Genomic DNA, 21,796 nt, shown 5'->3' with positions numbered 1-21,796 from the left:
GGCTCAGTTCAGGCTCGTCGGCGACCGCGTCAGCTCCGCCGCGGGCAGTGACGGCAGGTTACGGATGATCGCCGTCTCGGAGCGAAGGAGTTTCAGCTCGTCGCGCAGGCGGGACGCCGTGTCGGGGGCCTGGAGCAGGCGTTGCTTGGTGGGGGTGTCGTGCATCATCGCGGCGGCGACCAGGTACGAGACGACGGACGGTTCGTCGGGAAGGTCGACGCCCGTGGAGAGCGAGCGTTCACGCGCGCCGGCCAGACGCTTCTGGTACTGGCGGAAGGCCCGCAGGACGCCCTCGGCCAGCGCGCCGGCCTCGTCGCCCTGCTCCTCCGTCAGCTCCTCCAGCTCCGCCGTCAGGAACGGGCCCGACGCGTCGACGGAGACCAGCCGCACCCGGTTCGTCCCGGTGGCCAGCACCTCGAACGTGCCGTTCGCCCGCTCCCGGATCGTCGCCGCGTCCGCCACACAGCCCACCCGGTGGAAGGACTTGAGGGGGTCGGGCCCGAAGCCGGCCGCCGGGCCCCGGTCGGGCTGCGCCGTCGGGTCGGGCATGCCCGGCGCGCTCGGCGCCACCTCGAGGCCGTCGCGGATCGCCACGACGGCGAACCGGCGCGGTTCTTCCTCGGGCGTCTTCAGCAGGTCGCGCATCATGGCGCGATAGCGCTCCTCGAAGACGTTCAGCGGCAGCACCAGCCCCGGGAACAGCACCGAGTTCAGCGGGAAGAGGGGGAGACGGACGGTGGTCACGGCGCCACAGCCTAGTGGTCATCGGCGGGAACATGTCCGCCGTGCTCGGCCCGTGGGCGCCCCGCGGCCCTCGGCGAGGGGATCAGTACGGCCTCGGGGAGCGGTTCCGTACCGGCCAGCAGATGGGCGCGCAGGCCTGCGAAATGGCCCAGCGGGTCCTCGGAGAGCCGGTCCCAGGGGAAGGACGTGACGTGCGGCCCGATCAGCCGCAGCTGGGCCCGGGCGGCCTCCCAGCGTTCCAGGCGGACCAGCAGGTACATCAGATTGTTGCGGATCTCGGCCGGCCAGGTGTCGGCCGCCGGGAACCGCGCGGACAGGGCGATCGCCCGGTCGGCCGCCGCGTCCAGGCGGGCCCGCTGCACCTCGGGGCCGCAGCCGTCGGTGAGGTAGGCGAAGGCGGCGCGGGCCGGCAGGGCCTGGACGAGGGAGTCGGCCGGAGCGTCCTGCGCCGCCAGGTCGGCGAAGTCGAAGCACTCGTGGTGCGAGCCGTGCCAGTAGGTGCCCAGGTAGCGCAGCGCCGCCACATGGCAGCCGTAGTGGTGCGGGGCGCGGCGGACCGCCGCCTCCCACAGCTCCTCGAAGTACTTGTGGCCGGCGTTCGTCCCGCGGGCGTGGTCGAGCGCGATCCGCCACGGCACCGGGTCCCGGTCGTCGCCGCGCGCCGCCGCCGTGATCAGCGGGCTGAGCGGTCGCAGCAGTTCCGCGCGGGCGGGGGAGTCCCAGGCGTGCACCACCGCGAGCTGGGCCTGGACCAGCAGCAGGTCCGGGTCGTGCGGGGCGGCGGCGGCCCACTGGCCGAGCCACTCGGCGCGGGAGCGCGCGAACAGGGCGAGCCGGTGCACGTACCGGTCGCGTTCCTCCCACTCGGCCGCGGCCCGGGTGCCGGCCAGCAGCGTGGCCGCCGCCTGGTACTCGCCCCGGCCTGCCGCGACCAGCGCGGGGGCGAGGCGTTCGTCGGGCGCGTCGAGGAACGCCTCGTCGTCGGCCGGGAGCGGTCCGGCGGCGAGAGGCGCAGCGTTCGTTGCCCTCCGTGTGGAACGGAAGAGCGCGCGCAGCGAAGCCATGGCGTTGACCATTGAAAGTCCGCAGGTCGGGGCAGCGCCAGACGGTATGGCCAACTCCACGAAAGTTGTACGGCCGTCGGTCAAGGGAAGGTAAAAGGTGACTGTTGCTCACCTGTTCGGTACCTGTCAGTGCCACGCCACGCCACGCCACGCCACGGCAAGGCACCGCCCGGCCCGCCGCCGCTGCCCCGGTGGCAGCCCTCGTCACCCCCGCCGCAGCAGCCTCGTCGCCCCCGCCGCCACCGTCGTCGCCAGGATCCAGCCCAGCAGGATCATCACCGCCGCCGCCCACTGCCAGCCGCCGGTGAGCCGCCACTGGCCCACCTGGCCCAGGTCGATCACCGGCAGCAGCAGGTCCAGGACGAACAGCGCCGGGTCCCAGGCCGGGTGGCCGCCCGAGTTCATCGGCGGGTGCGGGGCGTGCGCGAACGCGAGCGTGCCCGCCGCCCACAGCACCGCCATCCACACCGCCGCCCGGCCCGGCCGGTAGCCGTAGGCCACCGTCAGGTCCTGCGCGTACCCCCAGAGCTTGGCGGCCGGCGGCAGCGTCTCGCGGCGCCGCCGCTGCTTGGCGAGCAGCACCTCGCGCGCGTCCTCGTCCTCGCCGGCGGCGCGCAGCACGGTCGCCAGGCGCTCGTACGGCTCCGGGTTGTACTCGGCGGTCGCCGCCGCCACCCAGTCCAGCCGCCGGGTCAGCGGGAACGGGCCCTGCGGCACCAGGTTCTCGTAGCCGAAGCCGCCCATGTGCAGCCGTCCGGGACCCGGCCAGCTGGTCGCCTGGTCGACCAGGTTGGCTACCCGGGCACCGGACAGCACGACCCGTCCGCGCTGCGGCTCCTCCCCGAGGAACCGCAGCTCCGGCGCCTGCACCCGGCGCAAGGACAGCTCCTGGTCGTCCGTGAAGGCCAGCCGCGCCCGCTCCAGGTCCACCGCGTCCCCGAACCGCCCGTCGTCCAGCCGGATCCCGCCCTGGCACTCGAACCGCTGGATCCGCGTCCCGCGCGCCGGGGTCGTCCCGCTCTGCCAGGGGCCGCCCACCCCGGCGGGGGTCAGGTACAGGGTCCGGCCGACGGTCAGCTGGGGCGCGTTCAGCGCGAACCGCCCGTCGGGGTTGCGCAGCCGCGCCCCGCGCAGGCTCAGCGACACGCCCACCTTGGCGCTGCGCAGGCTCAGCTCCCCGTGCGTCTCCAGGAGCTCCGCCTGCAGGTCCTGGCCGACGGTCATGCCGTCCGCCGCGATCGACCGCCCGCTGCGGTCCCGGTAGACCACCGCCTGGTTCAGCAGCAGGTCGGTGCCGATGTGCGCGTCGGTGAGCCGGACCCCGCCGAGGAAGCGGCAGCGCGGCAGATGCAGGTCACCCTCCGTGTGCAGGCGGGCGGCCTCCAGGCGGGGTGCCGTGCAGTCCACGAACCGCGCGGTGGTGAAGTGCGCCTCCGGCAGCAGGATCTCGTCGTCGAACCGGCAGCCGCGCAGCTCCAGGTACGGCGTGACCGTGCCGCCCGCCAGGTCCAGGGGGCCGGTGATCCGGACACCGACCAGCTTCAGCGAGGCCACCCGGCCGGCGAGCGCGGGCGGCCCGTCGAGCAGCAGCCAGCACACGATCCGCGCGCGCACGGTCCGCTCGGGTCCCCACGGATGGCCGCCGTGCGGATCGTCCACGCGCGGGTCGCCGCTGCTCAGGTCGTACACGCTGCCGTTGCGGAACGCCTGCCACATACCGGCCTCGGCCGCGGTCAGATCGTCCGGCAGGTCCCCGTCCCGGACGCCGTCCCCCAGGGTCACGGCTCTTCCTTCTTCCTCAGCTACTCGCGAGTCATGTTTCGGTACAACCGGTGATGCCCGGTGGGTGAGATCCCGAACACAGGAAGTGAAGGCGATCTTCCGGGTTCCGGCCAGGCTATGCACCGGCCGTGGCCCCGCGTCCCGTATCGGCCATGCGGTGGCGGCCGGTGCGGTCGTCGGCTCACGTTCTGTATCAGCCATTGATACGCGCGGACGGGCTCCGAGTGCCGTCTGAGAGAATTGAGCCTGTGATCTCCCGAATCGATCTGCGCGGCGACGCCCTCCCCGAGGGCCTCGCTCTGCGCGACCTGCTGCCCCGAGCCGACTTCGACGTCTCGGCCGCCCTGGAGAAGGTGCGTCCGATCTGCGAGGCCGTGCATCATCGGGGCGACGCGGCGCTGATCGACTTCGCCGAGAAGTTCGACGGGGTCACGCTGGAGCAGGTCCGGGTCCCGGCCGAGGCTCTGGCCAAGGCGCTGGACGAGCTCGACCCGGCCGTGCGCGCGGCCCTGGAGGAGTCCATCCGGCGCGCCCGTCTCGTCCACCGCGAGCAGCGCCGTACGGACCACACCACCCAGGTCGTGCCCGGCGGGTCCGTGACCGAGAAGTGGGTGCCCGTGGAGCGCGTCGGGCTCTACGCGCCCGGCGGCCGGTCGGTCTACCCGTCCTCCGTGATCATGAACGTGGTGCCCGCGCAGGAGGCCGGCGTCGGGTCCATCGCCCTCGCCTCCCCGGCGCAGGCCGAGTTCGAGGGCCTGCCGCACCCGACCATCCTCGCCGCCTGCGCCCTGCTCGGCGTCGACGAGGTGTACGCGGCCGGCGGCGCCACCGCCGTCGCGATGTTCGCGTACGGCACCGAGTCCTGCCCGCCCGCCACCATGGTCACCGGCCCCGGCAACATCTGGGTGGCCGCCGCCAAGCGCTACTTCACCGGCCGGATCGGCATCGACGCCGAGGCCGGCCCGACCGAGATCGCGGTCCTCGCGGACGCCACCGCCGACCCGGTGCACGTCGCAGCCGACCTGATCAGCCAGGCCGAGCACGACCCGCTCGCGGCGGCGGTGCTGGTCACCGACTCGGTGGAGCTGGCGGACGCGGTGGAGAAGGAGCTGGAGCCGCAGGTCGCGGCCACCCGGCACGTCGAGGACCGGATCGTCCCCGCGCTGAAGGGCCGGCAGTCCGCGATCGTCCTGGTCGACGGCGTCGACGAGGGCCTGCGGGTCGTCGACGCGTACGGCGCCGAGCACCTGGAGATCCAGACGGCCGACGCCGCCGCCGTGGCCGACCGGGTGAAGAACGCGGGCGCGATCTTCATCGGCCCCTGGGCGCCGGTCTCCCTCGGCGACTACGCCGCCGGGTCCAACCACGTGCTGCCCACCGGCGGGTGCGCCTGCCACTCCTCCGGCCTGTCCGTGCAGTCGTTCCTGCGCGGCATCCACATCGTCGACTACACGAAGGACGCGCTGGCCGACGTCGCGCACCACGTGGTCACGCTCGCGGAGGCGGAAGACCTGCCCGCGCACGGCGCGGCGATCAAGGCAAGGTTCGGATGGAAGGTACCGACGGGCAAGTGAGCTTCGGCATCGACGATCTCCCCGTACGGGACGAGCTGCGCGGCAAGTCCCCCTACGGCGCGCCCCAGTTGGACGTCCCCGTACGGCTGAACACGAATGAGAACCCCTACCCGCTGCCCGAACCGCTGGTCGAGCGGATCACCGAGCGGGTGCGCGAGGCGGCCCGGGACCTGAACCGCTACCCCGACCGGGACGCGGTCCAGCTCCGCACCGAACTGGCCGGCTACCTGACGAAGACCGGCAACCACCCGCTCACCATCCGGAACGTGTGGGCGGCCAACGGCTCCAACGAGGTCATCCAGCAGCTGCTCCAGACCTTCGGCGGACCCGGCCGTACGGCGATCGGCTTCGAGCCGTCGTACTCGATGCACTCGCTCATCTCGCGCGGCACCGGCACCCGCTGGATCTCCGGCCCCCGCAACGCGGACTTCACCCTCGACGTCGCGGCGGCCTCGGCGGCCATCGCCGAGCACCGGCCGGACGTCGTCTTCATCACCACCCCCAACAACCCCACCGGCAACGCGGTCCCGGCCGAGACGGTCCTCGCGCTCTACGAGGCCGCCCAGACCGCCAAGCCGTCGATGGTGGTGGTCGACGAGGCCTACATCGAGTTCAGCCACGGCGCCTCGCTGCTGCCGCTGCTGGAAGGTCGGCCGAATCTCGTCGTCTCCCGGACCATGTCGAAGGCCTTCGGTGCGGCCGGCCTGCGCCTCGGCTACCTCGCCGCGCACCCCGCGGTGGTCGACGCCGTACAGCTCGTACGGCTGCCGTACCACCTGTCGTCGATCACCCAGGCGACCGCGCTGGCCGCTCTGGAGCACACCGACACGCTGCTGAAGTACGTCGAGCAGCTGAAGGCCGAGCGGGACCGGCTGGTCGCCGAGCTGCGCGCGATCGGCCTCGAAGTCACCGAGTCCGACGCCAACTTCGTGCAGTTCGGGCGGTTCGAGGACCCGCACGCGGTGTGGCAGCGGATCCTCGACCGGGGGGTCCTGGTCCGGGACAACGGCGTGCCCGGCTTCCTGCGGGTGTCCGCCGGAACCCCCGAAGAGAACGACGCGTTCCTCGACGCGGTACGTGAAGTCAAGAAGGAGCTGGACGCATGACCCGCGTAGGGCGCGTGGAGCGCACCACCAAGGAGACCTCGGTCCTCGTCGAGATCGACCTCGACGGCACCGGCAAGACCGACATCGCCACCGGCGTCGGCTTCTACGACCACATGCTCGACCAGCTCGGCCGGCACGGTCTGTTCGACCTCACCGTGAAGACCGACGGCGACCTGCACATCGACTCGCACCACACCATCGAGGACACCGCCCTCGCCCTCGGCGCCGCCTTCAAGCAGGCCCTCGGCGACAAGGTGGGCATCTACCGCTTCGGCAACTGCACGGTCCCGCTGGACGAGTCCCTCGCCCAGGTCACCGTCGACCTGTCCGGCCGCCCGTACCTGGTGCACACGGAGCCGGAGAAGATGGCGCCGATGATCGGCGAGTACGACACCACCATGACCCGGCACATCCTCGAGTCCTTCGTCGCCCAGGCGCAGGTCGCCCTGCACGTGCACGTACCGTACGGACGTAACGCGCACCACATCGTGGAGTGCCAGTTCAAGGCTCTCGCGAGGGCGCTGCGCTACGCCTCCGAGCGCGACCCGCGCGCGGCCGGCATCCTCCCCTCGACGAAGGGCGCGCTGTAAGCGATGAACAGCCTCTCGACCATACTGATCGTCGTCGGACTCTTCCTGGTCGGCGGAATCATCTCCTTCGTCAAGCAGAAGATGCCCACCAGCCTGATCGTGCTGCTCTCGATCAGCGCCGCCCTGTGCCTGGTGGCGGGCGTCATGAGGCTGGAGGTGTGGAATTGACCGCACCGTCGAAAAAGGTCGTCGTCTTCGACTACGGCTTCGGCAACGTCCGGTCCGCCGAGCGCGCCCTCGCCCGCACCGGGGCCGACGTCGAGATCACCCGTGACTTCGACAAGGCCATGAACGCGGACGGCCTGCTGGTGCCCGGCGTCGGCGCCTTCGCCGCCTGCATGGAGGGCCTGCGCGGGGCGCGCGGGGACTGGATCATCGACCGCCGGCTGTCCGGCGGACGGCCGGTGATGGGCATCTGCGTCGGCATGCAGATCCTGTTCGCGCGCGGCATCGAGCACGGCGTGGAGACCGAGGGCCTCGACGAGTGGCCCGGCTCGGTCGAGCCGCTCCAGGCCGAGATCGTGCCCCACATGGGCTGGAACACGGTCGAGGCCCCGGCCGGCTCCCGACTGTTCGCCGGCCTGGACACGGACGCGCGCTTCTACTTCGTGCACTCCTACGCGGTCCACGACTGGACCCTGGAGACGACGAACCCGGCGATGCGCGCCCCGCTCGTCACCTGGTCGACGCACGGCAAGCCGTTCGTGGCCGCCGTGGAGAACGGCGCCCTGTGGGCCACCCAGTTCCACCCCGAGAAGTCCGGCGACGCCGGCGCCCAGCTCCTCACCAACTGGATCGGAACACTGTGAGCAAGCTCGAACTCCTCCCCGCCGTCGACGTCCGCGACGGCCAGGCCGTCCGCCTCGTGCACGGCGAGTCCGGGACCGAGACCTCCTACGGCTCCCCGCTGGAGGCCGCGCTCGCCTGGCAGGCGTCGGGCGCCGAGTGGCTGCACCTGGTCGACCTGGACGCGGCGTTCGGCACCGGCGACAACCGTGCGCTGGTCGCCGAGGTCACCGGGGCGATGGACATCAAGGTCGAGCTCTCCGGCGGCATCCGCGACGACGCCACCCTCGCCGCGGCCCTCGCCACCGGCTGCACGCGCGTGAACCTCGGCACGGCCGCCCTGGAGACCCCGGAGTGGGTCGCCAAGGTCATCGCCGAGCACGGTGACAAGATCGCGGTCGGCCTGGACGTGCGCGGCACGACCCTCAGGGGCCGCGGCTGGACCCGTGACGGCGGCGACCTCTACGAGACGCTCGCCCGTCTCGACCAGGAGGGCTGCGCCCGCTACGTCGTCACCGACATCGCCAAGGACGGCACCCTCCAGGGCCCGAACCTGGAGCTCCTGAAGAACGTGTGCGCGGCGACGGACCGGCCGGTCGTGGCCTCCGGCGGCGTGTCGTCGCTGGACGACCTCCGGGCCCTCGCCGACCTGGTACCCCTCGGTGTCGAGGGCGCCATCGTCGGAAAGGCCCTGTACGCCAAGGCGTTCACCTTGGAAGAAGCACTGGAGGCAGTGTCACGATGACGTCCGATGCCGTACGGCGCGTGCAGAGCGGAAGTCCCTGGGAGGAGAGCTTCGGTTTCGCCCGCGCCGTCGCGGCGGGCGACCGTGTGGTGGTGGGCGGCACGACGTCCTTCAAGGGCACCGTGCTCTACGGGGAGGGCGACCCGTACGAGCAGGCCAGGGTGGCCTTCGCCGGCGCCCTGGAGGCGATCGCCGAGTTCGGGCTCGGACCGGAGTCGGTGATCCGCACCCGCCTGTTCCTCGCGCACGCGCGCGACATGGACGCGGTGGGACGCGCCCACAAGGAGGTCTTCGACCTGGTGCGCCCGGTGACCACGTTCGTCGTGGTGACCGGCTTCGTCGACCCGCGCATCCTGGTCGAGGCAGAGCTAGAGGCATACAGAGGAGCCGTGGATTCATGACCCTGGCGGTCCGAGTCATCCCCTGCCTGGACGTGGACAACGGCCGGGTCGTCAAGGGCGTCAACTTCCAGAACCTGCGCGACGCGGGCGACCCGGTCGAGATGGCCAAGGTGTACGACGCGGAGGGCGCCGACGAGCTGACCTTCCTGGACATCACCGCGTCCTCCGGCAACCGGGAGACCACCTACGACGTGGTCCGCCGCACGGCCGAGCAGGTCTTCATCCCGCTGACCGTCGGCGGCGGCGTCCGTACGGCGGAGGACGTCGACAGGCTGCTCCGCGCCGGCGCCGACAAGGTGGGCGTCAACACCGCGGCCATCGCCCGCCCGGACCTGATCCGCGAGATCGCGGAACGCTTCGGCCGCCAGGTCCTGGTCCTCTCGGTCGACGCCCGGCGCACGGACTCGGGATCCTTCGAGGTCACCACCCACGGCGGTCGCCGCGGCACCGGCATCGACGCCGTCGAGTGGGCGCACCGGGCCGCCGAGCTGGGCGCCGGGGAGATCCTGCTCAACTCGATGGACGCGGACGGGACGAAGGACGGCTACGACCTGGAGATGATCACCGCCGTCCGCAAGCACGTCACGGTCCCGGTCATCGCCTCCGGCGGCGCCGGCGCCCTCGCCCACTTCCCCCCGGCCGTCACGGCGGGCGCGGACGCGGTCCTCGCCGCCTCCGTCTTCCACTTCGGCGACCTGCGGATCGGCGAGGTGAAGCAGACCCTGCGCGAGGCGGGCCACCCGGTGCGCTGACACCGCGCCGACCCCGGCCCCGGCACCCACGGAGGACGCCGGGGCCTTTCACCGCCCAGATGCGAAAGGAAAGTTGCGCAAAAAATATTGCGCAACATAACTTTCGTATCTAGGGTCGACGGCATGACGGACAGGGAACGGGACCGCCCGATCACCGACATCGGCACCCTCAAGGCGCTGGCCCACCCGCTGCGCATGAAGCTCTACCGGGGCCTGTGCGTGGCCGGCAAGGCGACGGCCTCGCACCTCGCCGACCAGGTCGACGAGGCCGTCTCGCTGGTCAGCTACCACCTGCGCAAGCTCGCCGAGCACGGCCTCGTCGAAGCGGCCGAACCGCAGAGCGCGGACGGCCGGGAGCGCTGGTGGCAGCCGGCCTCCGAGGGCATCACCATCCGGGACCGCGACTTCCGGGACGCGCCCGAGAAGGCCGCCGCCCACCTCGCCGCCACCCGGCTCTTCCACGACCAGCGGGCCGACCTGTACCGCCGCTACCTCGACGAGCGCGCCACCTGGAGTGCCGAGTGGAACGCCGCCGCCCCCGACAGCGAGTCCCTGCTCCGCCTGACCGCGGCCGAACTGGCCGAACTCCGCGAGGAACTGCTCGCCCTGGCCAGGAAGTACGACGAGAAGGGCCGGTCCGCCGAGGCCGACGGCGACACCGAAGGGCGCGAGCACGTCGCGCTGCACGTGTACGGCTTCCCGTTCCGCCTCTGAGAAGGGCCCACCTCCGTGACCGCGACCCTCACAGCCCCGGCCACCGCCGCACCGCGCCCCGCCCACCGCGACCCCAACGTCCTGCGCTGGCTCGGCGCCTACACCTCCTCCATGGTCGGCGACAGCGTCTACTACATCGCCCTGTCCTGGGCCGCAGTCCAGGGCGGGTCACCCGCGCAGGCCGGGGCGGTGATGTCCGTCAGCGCGCTGCCCCGGGCCGTGCTGATGCTGTTCGGCGGGGTGGTGGCCGACCGGCTCGGCCCCCGCCGGGTCGTCATCGGCTCCGACGCCGTCCGCTGCGCGGCCGTCCTCGCCGTTTCCGCGCTGCTGTTCCTGACCAGCCCCGGCCTGTGGCCGCTCGCCGCGCTCGCCCTGGTCTTCGGCATCGTCGACGCCGTGTTCATGCCCGCCGTGGGCGCCCTTCCCGCGCGCGTGACCAGCCGCGACCAGCTCGCGCGCGTACAGGGCATGCGCGGTCTCGCCATCCGCGTCGCGAGCATCCTCGGTGCCCCGCTCGGCGGCCTCGGCGTGGCCGTCGGCGGCGCCGCGGCGGCCTTCGGCCTCGCCGGGCTGCTCATCGCCGTGTCGGTACCCCTGCTGACGACCCTGCGGGTGCGGGAACTCCCGGCCGACGACCGCGCCGCCGCCCCCACCCCCTGGCAGGATCTGCGGGCCGGCCTCGCCCACGTCCGCCGCCACCGGATCCTGGCCCCGCTGATGCTGGCCATAGCCCTCAGCGACCTGGGCTTCGTCAGCCCCCTCAACGTCGGGCTGACCCTGCTCGCCGACCGGCGCGGCTGGGGCGCGGCAGGCGTGGGCTGGGTGCTCGCGGGGTTCGGCGCCGGCGCCGGGGCCGCCTCCCTGCTGCTGACCGTGCGGGGTCGGCTGCCGCGCGCGGGCCTGGTCGCCGGCGTCTCGATCCTCGCCGGGTCCGTCGCGATCGGCGCCCTCGCCTTCGTACCGGGCCTCGCCGGCGCGGTCGGCGTCGCCCTGCTGATCGGCCTGCTCGCCGGGCTCAGCGGCGCCATGTGCGGGGCGCTGCTGCAGACCCAGGCCGACCCCGCCTACCTGGGGCGGGTCACCGCCGTGTCCGGTCTGGTCAGTCTGGGTCTCACTCCGCTCAGCATGCCGTTCACGGCCGCCGCCATCGGCGTCTTCGGGATCGGTCCGGTCTACGTCGTCAGCGCGGCCGTGTGTGGGCTCGGCGGGGTCGTCGCGCTCGCCGTACCGGGGCTGCGCCGGGCCGAGCTGCCCCGCTGAGCGCGGTCAGCCCTTCGGCTGGGTCAGCTGGATCAGGTTGCCGACCGTGTCGTCCAGGACGGCGGCGAGCACCGGCCCCTGGGCCTGGGGTTCGTGGGGGAAGCGGACGCCCAGGGTGCGCAGGCGGTCGTACTCCGAACGGATGTCGTCCACGGAGAAGACGATGGCCGGGAGGCCCGCCGCGTAGACGGCCTTGCGGTACGGGTCGGCGAGGGGGCCCTGGCCCGGCTCCAGCAGGAGCTGGAGGTCCGGCTGGGCGCCCAGCGGGGCGCCGACCGTGACGAACAGGCTGCCGTCGCCCAGGTCCAGGCGGGTACGGGTCTCGAAGCCGAGGACGTCCGTGTAGAAGGCGTGCGCCTTCGGCACGTCGTCCACGTACACGCTCGTCATCGCGACCCTGATCACCGGGGGCTCCTCAGATGCCCAGTTTCCTGGACTCCTGCAGCTTGGCGATCGCGTTCTCGTCGCCGGTCACCTCGACCTTGGCCGCGGCCTGCCGGCCGAACGCGAACATCAGCAGCTCGGAGGGCTCGCCGGTCACCGTCACCACGGGGGCGCCGCGATGGGCGACCGCCGTCTGGCCGTCCGGGCGGCGCAGCACCAGGCCCGTCGGCAGGCCCCGGCCGAGCAGCCGGGCGGTGCGCTCCAGGCGGGCCCACAGCGCCTCCTGGAAGACCGGGTCCAGCTCCCGCTGCGACCAGTCGGGCTGGGCCCGGCGGACGTCCTCGGTGTGCACGTAGAACTCGACCGTGTTGGCCGCCTCGTCCACCTGCTTGAGCTGGAACGGCGAGAACCGCGGCGGACCGGTGCGGATCAGCTGGATGAGCTCCTCGTACGGCTTGGCGGCGAACTCGGCCGTCACCTTCTCCAGGCGTGGCGCGAGCTGCTTGATCACCGTGCCCCCGGCCGCGTCCGGCCGGCGTTCGCGCACCACGACGTGCGCGGCCAGATCCCGGGTGACCCAGCCCTCGCAGAGGGTGGGCGCCTCGGGACCGGCGGTCTCCAAGAGGTCGGCGAGCAGGAGCCGTTCACGCTTGGCGAAGGTCGACATAACGCCAGCCTACGACCACACGCACCGTCCGGACAGTGGACACGAACCGTGACTGTCGGTGCCGCGCGGCACAATGGCACACATGACCAGTACGACCGGTAGGACGGGCACGCCCCCGTCCAGTGGCCTCGCCCCGGAGATCGCCGCCCGCCTCAAGCGCAGCGCCGACGGACTCCTCCCCGCCATCGCCCAGCAGTACGACACCGGCGAGGTGCTGATGCTGGGCTGGATGGACGACGAGGCGCTGCACCGGACCCTCACCACCGGCCGCTGCACCTACTGGTCGCGCAGCCGCCGGGAGTACTGGGTCAAGGGCGACACATCCGGCCACTTCCAGTGGGTGAAGTCGGTCGCCCTCGACTGCGACGCCGACACCCTGCTGGTCAAGGTCGACCAGGTGGGCGCCGCCTGCCACACCGGCGACCGCACCTGCTTCGACGCCGACGTGCTCCTCAAGGACGCCGAACACGGTCACGAGGGCGTCGAGTCCGGTCCCGGGCGGGCCGAGTCCGGTCCCAGGGGCACCGGCACCGGCGTACCCGCCTCGGATCAGTAAGGTCTGCCGCCATGGACCTCGAGACCTTCCGCAAGCTCGCTGCCGACCGGCGAGTCATCCCGGTCACCCGCAAGCTCCTCGCCGACGGCGACACCCCGGTGGCGCTCTACCGCAAGCTCGCCGCCGAACGCCCCGGCACCTTCCTGCTGGAGTCCGCCGAGAACGGCCGCACGGCGTACCAATGGTCCCGGTACTCCTTCGTGGGCGTCCGCTCCGCCGCCACCCTCACCGTCCGCGACGGCCAGGCCCACTGGCTCGGCGTCCCGCCCGTCGGCGTGCCCGTCGACGGCGACCCGCTGGACGCCCTGCGCGCCACCATCGAGGCCCTGCACACCCCGCACGACCAGGGGCTGCCCCCGTTCACCGGCGGCATGGTCGGCTACCTCGGCTACGACATCGTGCGCCGCCTGGAGAAGATCGGCCCGGGAGAGCGCGACGACCTCCGGATCCCCGAGCTGACCATGCTCCTCACCAGCGACCTCGCCGTCATGGACCACTGGGAGGGCTCGGTCCTGCTGATCGCCAACGCGATCAACCACAACGACCTCGACAGCGGCGTGGACGAGGCCCACGCCGACGCCGTGGCCCGCCTGGACGCGATGGAAGCGGACCTCTCCCGGCCGGTCGCCCAGCCGCCCGCCGTCCTGCCGCCCTCCGAACTCCCCGAGTACACCGCCCTGTGGGGCGGCCCCGACTTCCAGGCGGCCGTCGAGGACGTCAAGGAGCGCATCCGCGCGGGCGAGGCCTTCCAGGTCGTCCCCTCCCAGCGCTTCGAGACCCCGTGCACGGCGAGCGCACTGGACGTGTACCGGGTGCTCAGGGCCACCAACCCGTCCCCGTACATGTACCTCTTCCGCTTCGACGGCTTCGACGTCGTCGGCTCCTCCCCGGAGGCCCTGGTCAAGGTCGAGGACGGGCGGGCCATGGTGCACCCCATCGCCGGCACCCGGCCGCGCGGGGCCACCCCGCAGGAGGACCAGGCCCTCGCCGACGAGCTGCTGGCCGACCCCAAGGAGCGCGCCGAGCACCTGATGCTCGTCGACCTCGGACGCAACGACCTGGGGCGGGTCTGCCGGCCCGGCTCCGTCGAGGTCGTCGACTTCATGTCCGTCGAGCGGTACTCGCACGTCATGCACATCGTCTCGACGGTCACCGGAACGGTCGCCGAGGGCCACACCGCCTTCGACGTCCTCACCGCCTGCTTCCCGGCCGGCACCCTCTCCGGCGCCCCCAAGCCCCGGGCGATGCAGATCATCGACGAACTGGAGCCGTCCAGAAGGGGCCTGTACGGCGGGTGCGTCGGCTACCTCGACTTCGCCGGCGACTCCGACACCGCCATCGCCATCCGCACCGCCCTGCTCCGCGACGGCACGGCGTACGTCCAGGCCGGCGCCGGCATCGTCGCCGACTCCGACCCGGCCGCCGAGGACCAGGAGTGCCGCAACAAGGCGGCGGCGGTCCTGCGGGCGGTGCACACGGCCAACAGACTGGGCAAGTAGGCGCACCGGACCGGGCAAGTGGGGTGCTTATCACCCGACCCCGGGTGACCGTTCGTGCGGGGTTCAGGCGATAGTGGAGTACGTGACTGCTGTTCCTCACCCCTCTTCCGAAGCCGGCGAACCCGCCCGGTCCGGCCGCCGCAGCCTCGCCGTGGCGCTGCTCTTCGGCGCACTCGGCGCGGCCGTGGCCCTGCTGTCCACCCGGCAGCGCTGGGCGGAGGGCACCGCGACGGTGGCCGGCGGCGACTTCCCGCTGACCGCCAGGGGCAGCGATGTCACCGGTGTCCCCGCGGCCCTCGCCATAGTGGGCCTCGCCGCGCTCGTCGCCGTCTTCGCCGTCCGCAAGGCCGGCCGCTTCCTGGTCTCCGGCCTCCTCGCGCTCTCCGGCGCCGGCATCGTCGCCGCGGCCCTGCTGGGCGCGTCCGACGGCTCCGCGCTCGACGAGAAGGCCGCCGAGGCCAGCGGTGACACCTCCGCCACGGTGGACGCCCTCAGCCACACCGGCTGGCCGTACGTCGCCGCGGCCGGCGGTGTGCTCATCCTGATCGCCGGGCTGCTGGCGCTGCGGTACGGGCGGCTGTGGCCCGCGATGTCCGGGCGGTACGAGCGCGGCACGGGGGCGGAGCGGCCGAGGCGGGCGCCGAAGCCGGTCGATCCCGACCGGCCCGAGGACATCTGGAAGGCGCTGGACCGGGGCGAGGATCCCACCGGCGCGTGACGCTTCGCCGGGGGGCGCCGTGACAGGCCGTTCGTCGGCTGCGGCGCTGTGGGGGCCGGTCGCGCGGTTCCCCGCGCCCCTACGGGGCGCTTCAGCTACGGGGCGCTACAGCCGGCGGGGGTTTCAGTCGATGTGGCGAATCAGACGCCACCCCCGCGTCCCGCACCGGTGCTCGTACGGGACAATGGAGGTCGAGCGTCCGGAAGGACACGTACGAGCAACGAGGAGCAAGTCATGGCGGGCAGCAGCCACGGTCACACCCCGGCCGCCTGGACCGGCGTCACCATCGCCTTCATCGGTTTCTGCGTCTCGGGCGCCTTCATGGTGATGGCCCAGCCGCTCGGCTTCTGGGCCGGCATGGTGATCGTGGTCCTCGGCGGCGTGGTCGGCATGATCATGCGCTCCATGGGTCTCGGCCAGCCGAAGCAGAACAACGGCGGCGCCCTGGTGATGTCGCACTCCGCCCCGGTCGTCACCCGCGAGCCGGTCGCCGCCGAGGGCTGACCGACCAGAGCTTTCCCGAGGGGCGTCCGGATCCGGACGCCCCTCTCGTGCGTGTGCCGACCGTACGGGGCACAATGCGAGGCGTGAACGCCGACCGTCACAGCGCAACCGCCCCACCGGTGATGCCCTCCCTCCGGGGCCGGCTGGTCATGCCCGTCGCGGTGCTGGGAGCCGTCGCCGCGGCCTTCGCCTACGTCGGCACCGTCGACCCCAACCAGCCCGGCCACTACCCGGTCTGCCCGCTCTACCGGTTCACCGGCCTGTACTGCCCCGGCTGCGGCGGCCTGCGCAGCGCGCACGCCTTCGTCCACGGCGACTTCCCGGCCGCGCTGCGGGACAACGCGGCGGGCGTCCTCGCCTATCTGGCCTTCGCCGCCGTGTGGACCGTCTGGGTGGTGCGCGCGGCGCGCGGCCGACCCGCCCGGATCGAGCTGAGGCCGGTGCAGGCGTGGAGCCTGGGCGCGTTGCTGCTGGTCTTCACCGTTGTCCGGAACCTGCCCTTCGGTGGCTGGTTGCATCCTTGATCAACCGATGGATGTCCAGTTACTGGGACCGGCGTCAACCGGATGTGGGGCCTGCCCCGTCCTCCGGATACCATCGCAGTGACCATGAGTTTTCGGCCCATGGGTTTTTGACCGCCTGGAAGAACCGTCCGGAAGGGGGCCGCTCGCGTGAGTGTGCTCGACGAGATCATCGACGGAGTCCGTGCCGACCTCGCGGAACGGCAGGCGCGCGTCAGCCTCGACGAGCTCAAGGAGCGCGCGGCGAAGGCACGGGCAGCCAAGGACGGCGTGGCCGCGCTGCGCGGTGAGGGCGTCAAGGTCATCTGCGAGGTGAAGCGCTCCAGCCCCTCCAAGGGCGCGCTGGCCGCGATCGCCGACCCGGCAGGGCTCGCCGCGGACTACGAGGCGGGCGGCGCGGCCGTCATCTCGGTCCTGACCGAGCAGCGCCGCTTCGGCGGCTCGCTGGCCGACCTGGAGGCGGTCCGGGCCCGGGTGGACATCCCGGTGCTGCGCAAGGACTTCATCGTCACGTCGTACCAGCTGTGGGAGGCCCGCGCGTACGGCGCCGACCTCGCGCTGCTGATCGTCGCCGCCCTCGACCAGCCGGCCCTGGAGTCGCTGATCGAGCGCGCCGAGTCCATCGGCCTCACCCCGCTCGTCGAGGTCCACGACGAGGACGAGGTGGAGCGCGCGGTGGACGCCGGCGCCAAGGTGATCGGTGTCAACGCGCGCAACCTGAAGACCCTGGAGGTGGACCGCTCCACCTTCGAGCGGGTCGCCCCGGAGATCCCCGCCCACGTCGTCAAGGTCGCCGAGTCCGGCGTCCGCGGCCCGCACGACCTGATCGCGTACGCCAACGCGGGCGCCGACGCGGTCCTGGTCGGCGAGTCCCTGGTCACGGGCCGCGATCCCAAGGCGGCGGTGGCCGACCTGGTGGCGGCGGGCGAACACCCCGCGCTCCGGCACGGCCGGGGCTGATCACCCGCTAGGCTGAACCCGATGACTCTCACGGTGACGACGACAGTGGACCGGTACGCCCGCCTCGCGCGCGGCTGCCGGCCCCGCGGTTGCCGTGCGCCGGCCCGCCGAATCCACGGCCGCCGCGTCCGCTACGTCATCGGAGACGAACCAGGACAGGTGAACGGCCGTCGATGGCAGCGCGCCCCAAAGGGGCGCGGGGAACTGCGCGACCGGCCACACACGGTCTGAGGTCGTACGACGGACTCCGCCCCCACGGCGAATAGTGTCTTTTCACACGCACTCACCGTGAGGTTTCCGCATGCCCAGCGACTACTTCTTCCCTGACCCAGAAGGCCAGGTGCCCTCCCCGGAGGGCTACTTCGGCGCCTTCGGCGGCAAGTTCATCCCGGAGGCCCTCGTCGCCGCCGTGGACGAGGTCGCCGTCGAGTACGACAAGGCCAAGCACGACCCCGAGTTCGCCCGCGAGCTCGACGACCTCCTGGTCAACTACACCGGCCGCCCCAGCTCCCTGACCGAGGTCCCCCGCTTCGCGGAACACGCGGGGGGCGCCCGGATCTTCCTCAAGCGCGAGGACCTCAACCACACCGGCTCGCACAAGATCAACAACGTGCTGGGCCAGGCCCTGCTCACCAAGCGCATGGGCAAGACCCGGGTGATCGCGGAGACCGGCGCCGGCCAGCACGGCGTGGCGACGGCCACCGCCTGCGCGCTGTTCGGCCTCGACTGCACCGTCTACATGGGCGAGATCGACACTCAGCGCCAGGCCCTCAACGTGGCCCGGATGCGCATGCTCGGCGCCGAGGTCATCGCCGTGAAGTCCGGCAGCCGCACCCTCAAGGACGCCATCAACGAGGCGTTCCGCGACTGGGTGGCCAACGTCGACCACACCCACTACCTGTTCGGCACGGTCGCAGGACCGCACCCCTTCCCGGCGATGGTCCGCGACTTCCACCGGGTGATCGGCGTCGAGGCCCGCCGCCAGATCCTGGAGCGCGCGGGGCGCCTCCCCGACGCCGCGATCGCCTGCGTCGGCGGCGGCTCCAACGCCATCGGCCTCTTCCACGCCTTCATCCCCGACGCGGGCGTCCGCCTCATCGGCTGCGAGCCCGCGGGCCACGGCATCGAGACCGGCGAGCACGCGGCCACCCTCACCGCCGGCGAGCCCGGCATCCTGCACGGCTCCCGGTCCTACGTCCTCCAGGACGACGAGGGCCAGATCACCGAGCCGTACTCGATCTCCGCCGGTCTGGACTACCCCGGCATCGGCCCCGAGCACTCCTACCTCAAGGACTCCGGCCGCGGCGAGTACCGCGCGGTCACCGACGACGCGGCCATGCAGGCCCTGCGCCTGCTCTCCCGCACCGAGGGCATCATCCCGGCCATCGAGAGCGCCCACGCCCTCGCCGGCGCCCTGGAGGTCGGCAAGGAGCTCGGCAAGGACGGGCTGATCGTCGTCAACCTGTCCGGGCGCGGCGACAAGGACATGGACACCGCCGCGCGCTACTTCGGCCTGTACGACACCGAAGCCGACGCCGTGGTCGAGGCCGACGCGGCCGACACCGCCGAGATCGAGGGGGACGCCAAGTGAGCGGGAACATTCAGCTGCTGAACGACACCCTCGCCGGCGCGAAGGCCGAGGGCCGCGCCGCGCTCATCGCCTACCTCCCGGCCGGGTTCCCGACCGTGGACGGCGGCATCGAGGCGATCAAGGCCGCCCTGGACGGCGGCGCGGACGTCGTCGAGGTCGGGCTGCCGCACAGCGACCCGGTGCTGGACGGCCCGGTCATCCAGACCGCCGACGACATCGCCCTGCGCGGCGGCGTGCGGATCGCGGACGTCATGCGGACGGTCGAGGAGGCCCACGAGGCCACCGGCAAGCCGATCCTCGTCATGACGTACTGGAACCCCATCGACCGCTACGGCGTCGAACGCTTCACCGCGGAGCTGGCCGAGGCCGGTGGCGCGGGCTGCATCCTGCCCGACCTGCCGGTGCAGGAGTCGGCGCTGTGGCGGGAGCACGCCGAGAAGCACGGCCTCGCGACGGTCTTCGTCGTGGCGCCGAGCAGCAAGGACGAGCGGCTCGCCACGATCACCGCGGCGGGCAGCGGCTTCGTCTACGCGGCCTCGCTGATGGGCGTCACCGGTACCCGTGCATCGGTCGGGGCGCAGGCCCATGACCTGGTCGAGCGCACCCGGGCCACCGGCACCGGCCTGCCCGTCTGCGTCGGCCTCGGCGTCTCCAACGCGGCCCAGGCCGCCGAGGTCGCCGGCTTCGCCGACGGCGTGATCGTCGGTTCGGCCTTCGTGAAGCGGATGCTGGACGCGCCGGACCACGCGGCCGGCGTGGCGGCCGTCCGCGAACTCGCCGGGGACCTCGCGAAGGGCGTGCGCGGCCAGGCGTAACCCCTCGGGGAACTCCAGGCATGACAGAACATTCGGTCACTCGAACGGGTGGACCTGGGACCGGGGAGGCGCGGTGCGCCTCCCCGGTTCGTTCTGGGGGTGTGAGCGAGAAGAATCGTGACGGAAAGCGGATGGCCCGTGAGCGGCTGGCGGTCGAGCGCGAGAAGCAGAAGGCCGCGGACAAGCGACGGCGCGCGCTGATCGTCGGCGCGAGCGTCGTCTGTGTCCTGGGCCTGGCGGCGGTGGTCGGCGTGGTCGCCGCGAACTCGGGCAAGGACAAGAGCAGCGCGAGTTCCGGGCCGGTCGTGGCGCCCTCCGGCGCGCAGGGCAAGGACAGCCTCGCGATCCCGGTGGGCAAGGACGGCGCCAAGGCGACGCTCACCGTCTGGGAGGACTTCCGCTGCCCGGCCTGCCAGGCCTTCGAGACCGCGTACCGCCCGACGCTCCACGAGCTGGTCGACGCGGGTCAGCTCAGGATCGAGTACCACCTGGTCACGCTGATCGACGGCAACCTCGGCGGCAGCGGCTCCCGGAACGCGGCCAACGCGGCGGCCTGCGCCCAGGACGCCGGGAAGTTCCGCGACTTCCACGACGTGCTGTACGAGAACCAGCCGAAGGAGACCGACGACGCGTTCGCGAGCAACGACAAGCTGATCGAGCTGGCCGGCAAGGTGCAGGGGCTGAACACGCCGGCGTTCCAGAAGTGTGTCAAGAACGGCACCCACAACTCCTGGGTCGTCAAGTCCAACCAGGCCTTCCAGGCCGCGAAGTTCGACGGCACGCCGACCGTCCTGCTCGACGGCAAGAACATCTACCAGGACCAGACCATGACCCCGGCCAAGCTGAAGCAGCTGGTCGAGGACGCGAACAAGCAGTAAGGGGGGTAAGCGTTTCTCACGCCCCCGTTATGGAGCCGTAGCCGGGCTGGTTGCCGTCGGCCCGGTCCGGCACGGTAGCGTCGACCCTGCCATGGAAGAACTTGCCTACATTCCCAGCCCGTCGCGCGGAGTGATCCACCTCGGACCCATCCCGCTGCGCGGCTACGCGTTCTGCATCATCATCGGTGTCTTCGTAGCCGTCTGGCTCGGCAACAAGCGCTGGATCGCCCGGGGCGGGCGGGCCGGCACCGTGGCCGACATCGCGGTCTGGGCCGTACCGTTCGGCCTGGTCGGCGGGCGCCTCTACCACGTGATCACGGACTACGAGCTGTACTTCAGCGCGGGCCGTGACTGGGTCGACGCGTTCAAGGTCTGGCAGGGCGGCCTCGGCATCTGGGGCGCGATCGCGCTCGGTGCGGTGGGCGCCTGGATCGGCTGCCGCCGCCGCGGCATCCCGCTGCCGGCCTACGCCGACGCCATCGCCCCCGGCATCGCCCTCGCCCAGGCGTGCGGTCGCTGGGGCAACTGGTTCAACCAGGAGCTGTACGGCCGGGAGACGCATCTGCCGTGGGCGCTCCACATCACCTCCTCCGAGGGCGGCCGGGTGCCGGGCTACTACCACCCGACGTTCCTCTACGAGTCGCTGTGGTGCATCGGCGTCGCCTTCCTCGTCATGTGGGCCGACCGCCGCTTCACACTGGGCCACGGGCGGGCGTTCGCGCTGTACGTCGCCGCGTACTGCGTGGGCCGCGGCTGGATCGAGTACATGCGCGTCGACGACGCCCACCACATCCTCGGTCTGCGGCTCAACGACTGGACCGCGATGATCGTGTTCCTGCTCGCGGTGCTGTACATGGTGCTCTCCGCGAAGAAGCGGCCGGGCCGGGAGACGGTGGTCGAGCCGGGTGTCCCCGACGGTGAGGACGTCTCCGACGGCGAGGCCGACGGTGCTGGTGAGACTGACGGTGCTGGTGAGGCCGGCGGTGCCGGTGCGGCCGTTGAGGCGGAGGCCTCCGGCGACGGGGCCGAAGCAGGAGCCAAGGACGCCGACACCGACGCCGATGAGGCGAAGGACGAGGTCAAGGACGAGGCCGGGTCGGGGACCAAGAAGAGCTGACCTGCCTGTCGTACGACGAAGAGGGCGCCCGGGATCGAACCGGGCGCCCTCTTCGTGTGTGCGAGTCG

25 protein-coding genes are annotated in these 21,796 nt (G+C 72.3%); 20 read left to right on the top strand and 5 right to left on the bottom strand.

Features of this window, described 5'->3' with window-relative positions; translation table 11 throughout:
• Window positions 1-3 precede the first annotated feature (3 nt).
• The 3 genes from AB0D74_RS07780 to AB0D74_RS07770 all read right to left on the bottom strand — a co-directional run bounded on the left by AB0D74_RS07780 (window position 4) and on the right by AB0D74_RS07770 (window position 3,590).
• Window positions 4-744, bottom strand: a complete 741-nt coding sequence (locus tag AB0D74_RS07780; protein WP_362581612.1) for an LON peptidase substrate-binding domain-containing protein — start codon at window positions 742-744, stop codon at window positions 4-6.
• A gap of 11 nt (window positions 745-755) precedes the next feature.
• Window positions 756-1,820 (bottom strand): hypothetical protein, encoded by a 1,065-nt coding sequence (locus tag AB0D74_RS07775; RefSeq protein ID WP_362581610.1) that lies wholly within the window; start codon window positions 1,818-1,820, stop codon window positions 756-758.
• 192 nt (window positions 1,821-2,012) lie between these two features.
• On the bottom strand, window positions 2,013-3,590 hold the full coding sequence (locus AB0D74_RS07770) for an oxidoreductase (protein WP_362581608.1): 1,578 nt from the start codon (window positions 3,588-3,590) through the stop codon (window positions 2,013-2,015).
• Window positions 3,591-3,838: 248 nt separating this feature from the next.
• Here AB0D74_RS07770 and hisD point away from each other — a divergent pair, with 248 nt between their 5' ends.
• From hisD to AB0D74_RS07720, 10 genes are all read left to right on the top strand, one after another.
• The gene (gene hisD, locus AB0D74_RS07765) at window positions 3,839-5,164 is read left to right on the top strand and encodes a histidinol dehydrogenase (protein ID WP_362581606.1); all 1,326 of its coding nucleotides are present in this window, start codon (window positions 3,839-3,841) and stop codon (window positions 5,162-5,164) included.
• A complete protein-coding gene (locus AB0D74_RS07760) occupies window positions 5,161-6,270 on the top strand; it encodes a histidinol-phosphate transaminase (RefSeq protein ID WP_362581604.1) in 1,110 nt (369 codons plus the stop codon). The genes hisD and AB0D74_RS07760 overlap by 4 nt, the downstream gene beginning before the upstream one ends.
• Window positions 6,267-6,860: an imidazoleglycerol-phosphate dehydratase HisB gene (gene hisB / locus AB0D74_RS07755; RefSeq protein ID WP_362581602.1), complete on the top strand. Its 594-nt coding sequence runs from the start codon at window positions 6,267-6,269 to the stop codon at window positions 6,858-6,860. The genes AB0D74_RS07760 and hisB overlap by 4 nt, the downstream gene beginning before the upstream one ends.
• A gap of 3 nt (window positions 6,861-6,863) precedes the next feature.
• Window positions 6,864-7,028, top strand: coding sequence for a hypothetical protein (locus AB0D74_RS07750; protein ID WP_351704898.1), 165 nt, complete (start codon window positions 6,864-6,866; stop codon window positions 7,026-7,028).
• Complete coding sequence (gene hisH, locus AB0D74_RS07745; protein ID WP_362581599.1) at window positions 7,019-7,669, top strand: imidazole glycerol phosphate synthase subunit HisH; 651 nt, start codon at window positions 7,019-7,021, stop codon at window positions 7,667-7,669. Before AB0D74_RS07750 ends, hisH begins: the two co-directional genes overlap by 10 nt.
• On the top strand, window positions 7,666-8,391 hold the full coding sequence (gene priA / locus AB0D74_RS07740; RefSeq protein WP_362581597.1) for a bifunctional 1-(5-phosphoribosyl)-5-((5-phosphoribosylamino)methylideneamino)imidazole-4-carboxamide isomerase/phosphoribosylanthranilate isomerase PriA: 726 nt from the start codon (window positions 7,666-7,668) through the stop codon (window positions 8,389-8,391). The genes hisH and priA overlap by 4 nt, the downstream gene beginning before the upstream one ends.
• The gene (locus AB0D74_RS07735) at window positions 8,388-8,792 is read left to right on the top strand and encodes a Rid family hydrolase (protein WP_362581595.1); all 405 of its coding nucleotides are present in this window, start codon (window positions 8,388-8,390) and stop codon (window positions 8,790-8,792) included. The genes priA and AB0D74_RS07735 overlap by 4 nt, the downstream gene beginning before the upstream one ends.
• The gene (hisF, locus tag AB0D74_RS07730; RefSeq protein ID WP_362581593.1) at window positions 8,789-9,544 is read left to right on the top strand and encodes an imidazole glycerol phosphate synthase subunit HisF; all 756 of its coding nucleotides are present in this window, start codon (window positions 8,789-8,791) and stop codon (window positions 9,542-9,544) included. The genes AB0D74_RS07735 and hisF overlap by 4 nt, the downstream gene beginning before the upstream one ends.
• A gap of 123 nt (window positions 9,545-9,667) precedes the next feature.
• Window positions 9,668-10,258 carry a helix-turn-helix domain-containing protein gene (locus tag AB0D74_RS07725; RefSeq protein ID WP_362581591.1) on the top strand — a complete coding sequence of 197 codons (591 nt, stop codon included), beginning with the start codon at window positions 9,668-9,670 and terminating at the stop codon, window positions 10,256-10,258.
• Between the two features lie 15 nt (window positions 10,259-10,273).
• Complete coding sequence (locus tag AB0D74_RS07720) at window positions 10,274-11,518, top strand: MFS transporter (RefSeq protein ID WP_362581589.1); 1,245 nt, start codon at window positions 10,274-10,276, stop codon at window positions 11,516-11,518.
• Window positions 11,519-11,524: 6 nt separating this feature from the next.
• On the opposite strand, the gene AB0D74_RS07715 is transcribed toward AB0D74_RS07720, so the two are convergent.
• On the bottom strand, window positions 11,525-11,923 hold the full coding sequence (locus AB0D74_RS07715) for a VOC family protein (protein WP_362581587.1): 399 nt from the start codon (window positions 11,921-11,923) through the stop codon (window positions 11,525-11,527).
• A gap of 10 nt (window positions 11,924-11,933) precedes the next feature.
• Window positions 11,934-12,569, bottom strand: coding sequence for a TIGR03085 family metal-binding protein (locus tag AB0D74_RS07710; RefSeq protein WP_362581585.1), 636 nt, complete (start codon window positions 12,567-12,569; stop codon window positions 11,934-11,936).
• Window positions 12,570-12,651: 82 nt separating this feature from the next.
• Between AB0D74_RS07710 and hisI the strand changes: the two genes are divergently transcribed.
• From hisI to lgt, 10 genes are all read left to right on the top strand, one after another.
• On the top strand, window positions 12,652-13,125 hold the full coding sequence (hisI, locus tag AB0D74_RS07705) for a phosphoribosyl-AMP cyclohydrolase (protein ID WP_362581583.1): 474 nt from the start codon (window positions 12,652-12,654) through the stop codon (window positions 13,123-13,125).
• A gap of 11 nt (window positions 13,126-13,136) precedes the next feature.
• The gene (locus AB0D74_RS07700) at window positions 13,137-14,624 is read left to right on the top strand and encodes an anthranilate synthase component I (RefSeq protein ID WP_362581581.1); all 1,488 of its coding nucleotides are present in this window, start codon (window positions 13,137-13,139) and stop codon (window positions 14,622-14,624) included.
• 73 nt (window positions 14,625-14,697) lie between these two features.
• A complete protein-coding gene (locus AB0D74_RS07695) occupies window positions 14,698-15,342 on the top strand; it encodes a TIGR02234 family membrane protein (RefSeq protein ID WP_362581579.1) in 645 nt (214 codons plus the stop codon).
• Between the two features lie 234 nt (window positions 15,343-15,576).
• On the top strand, window positions 15,577-15,846 hold the full coding sequence (locus AB0D74_RS07690) for an HGxxPAAW family protein (protein ID WP_362581577.1): 270 nt from the start codon (window positions 15,577-15,579) through the stop codon (window positions 15,844-15,846).
• 74 nt (window positions 15,847-15,920) lie between these two features.
• On the top strand, window positions 15,921-16,370 hold the full coding sequence (locus tag AB0D74_RS07685) for a DUF2752 domain-containing protein (RefSeq protein ID WP_362581575.1): 450 nt from the start codon (window positions 15,921-15,923) through the stop codon (window positions 16,368-16,370).
• Window positions 16,371-16,517: 147 nt separating this feature from the next.
• Window positions 16,518-17,327, top strand: coding sequence for an indole-3-glycerol phosphate synthase TrpC (trpC, locus tag AB0D74_RS07680; protein WP_362581573.1), 810 nt, complete (start codon window positions 16,518-16,520; stop codon window positions 17,325-17,327).
• Between the two features lie 301 nt (window positions 17,328-17,628).
• Window positions 17,629-18,918, top strand: coding sequence for a tryptophan synthase subunit beta (gene trpB, locus AB0D74_RS07675; protein WP_362581571.1), 1,290 nt, complete (start codon window positions 17,629-17,631; stop codon window positions 18,916-18,918).
• Entirely contained in the window at window positions 18,915-19,733 is an 819-nt protein-coding gene (gene trpA, locus AB0D74_RS07670; protein ID WP_362581569.1) for a tryptophan synthase subunit alpha, read from the top strand. The genes trpB and trpA overlap by 4 nt, the downstream gene beginning before the upstream one ends.
• 101 nt (window positions 19,734-19,834) lie before the next feature.
• Entirely contained in the window at window positions 19,835-20,611 is a 777-nt protein-coding gene (locus AB0D74_RS07665) for a thioredoxin domain-containing protein (protein ID WP_362581567.1), read from the top strand.
• A gap of 91 nt (window positions 20,612-20,702) precedes the next feature.
• Complete coding sequence (gene lgt, locus AB0D74_RS07660; RefSeq protein ID WP_362581565.1) at window positions 20,703-21,728, top strand: prolipoprotein diacylglyceryl transferase; 1,026 nt, start codon at window positions 20,703-20,705, stop codon at window positions 21,726-21,728.
• Window positions 21,729-21,796 lie beyond the last annotated feature (68 nt).

Source organism: Streptomyces sp. NPDC048278 (assembly GCF_040652195.1).
In the GTDB taxonomy this organism is placed as follows: Bacteria; Actinomycetota; Actinomycetes; order Streptomycetales; family Streptomycetaceae; genus Streptomyces.
The sequence above is the reverse complement of the archived record's forward strand: the minus strand, read 5'-3'. Positions and strand labels throughout refer to the sequence as shown.

Excerpts from the sequence above, each read along its gene's own strand:
- hisF (WP_362581593.1), top strand. The coding sequence starts at position 8,789 with ATGACCCTGGCGGTCCGAGTCATCCCCTGCCTGGACGTGGACAACGGC.
- trpB (WP_362581571.1), top strand. The coding sequence starts at position 17,629 with ATGCCCAGCGACTACTTCTTCCCTGACCCAGAAGGCCAGGTGCCCTCC.
- hisB (WP_362581602.1), top strand. The coding sequence starts at position 6,267 with ATGACCCGCGTAGGGCGCGTGGAGCGCACCACCAAGGAGACCTCGGTC.
- AB0D74_RS07750 (WP_351704898.1), top strand. The coding sequence starts at position 6,864 with ATGAACAGCCTCTCGACCATACTGATCGTCGTCGGACTCTTCCTGGTC.
- AB0D74_RS07775 (WP_362581610.1), bottom strand. The coding sequence starts at position 1,820 with ATGGTCAACGCCATGGCTTCGCTGCGCGCGCTCTTCCGTTCCACACGG.
- AB0D74_RS07690 (WP_362581577.1), top strand. The coding sequence starts at position 15,577 with ATGGCGGGCAGCAGCCACGGTCACACCCCGGCCGCCTGGACCGGCGTC.
- AB0D74_RS07735 (WP_362581595.1), top strand. The coding sequence starts at position 8,388 with ATGACGTCCGATGCCGTACGGCGCGTGCAGAGCGGAAGTCCCTGGGAG.
- AB0D74_RS07685 (WP_362581575.1), top strand. The coding sequence starts at position 15,921 with ATGCGAGGCGTGAACGCCGACCGTCACAGCGCAACCGCCCCACCGGTG.
- AB0D74_RS07725 (WP_362581591.1), top strand. The coding sequence starts at position 9,668 with ATGACGGACAGGGAACGGGACCGCCCGATCACCGACATCGGCACCCTC.
- AB0D74_RS07700 (WP_362581581.1), top strand. The coding sequence starts at position 13,137 with ATGGACCTCGAGACCTTCCGCAAGCTCGCTGCCGACCGGCGAGTCATC.
- AB0D74_RS07710 (WP_362581585.1), bottom strand. The coding sequence starts at position 12,569 with ATGTCGACCTTCGCCAAGCGTGAACGGCTCCTGCTCGCCGACCTCTTG.
- hisI (WP_362581583.1), top strand. The coding sequence starts at position 12,652 with ATGACCAGTACGACCGGTAGGACGGGCACGCCCCCGTCCAGTGGCCTC.
- lgt (WP_362581565.1), top strand. The coding sequence starts at position 20,703 with ATGGAAGAACTTGCCTACATTCCCAGCCCGTCGCGCGGAGTGATCCAC.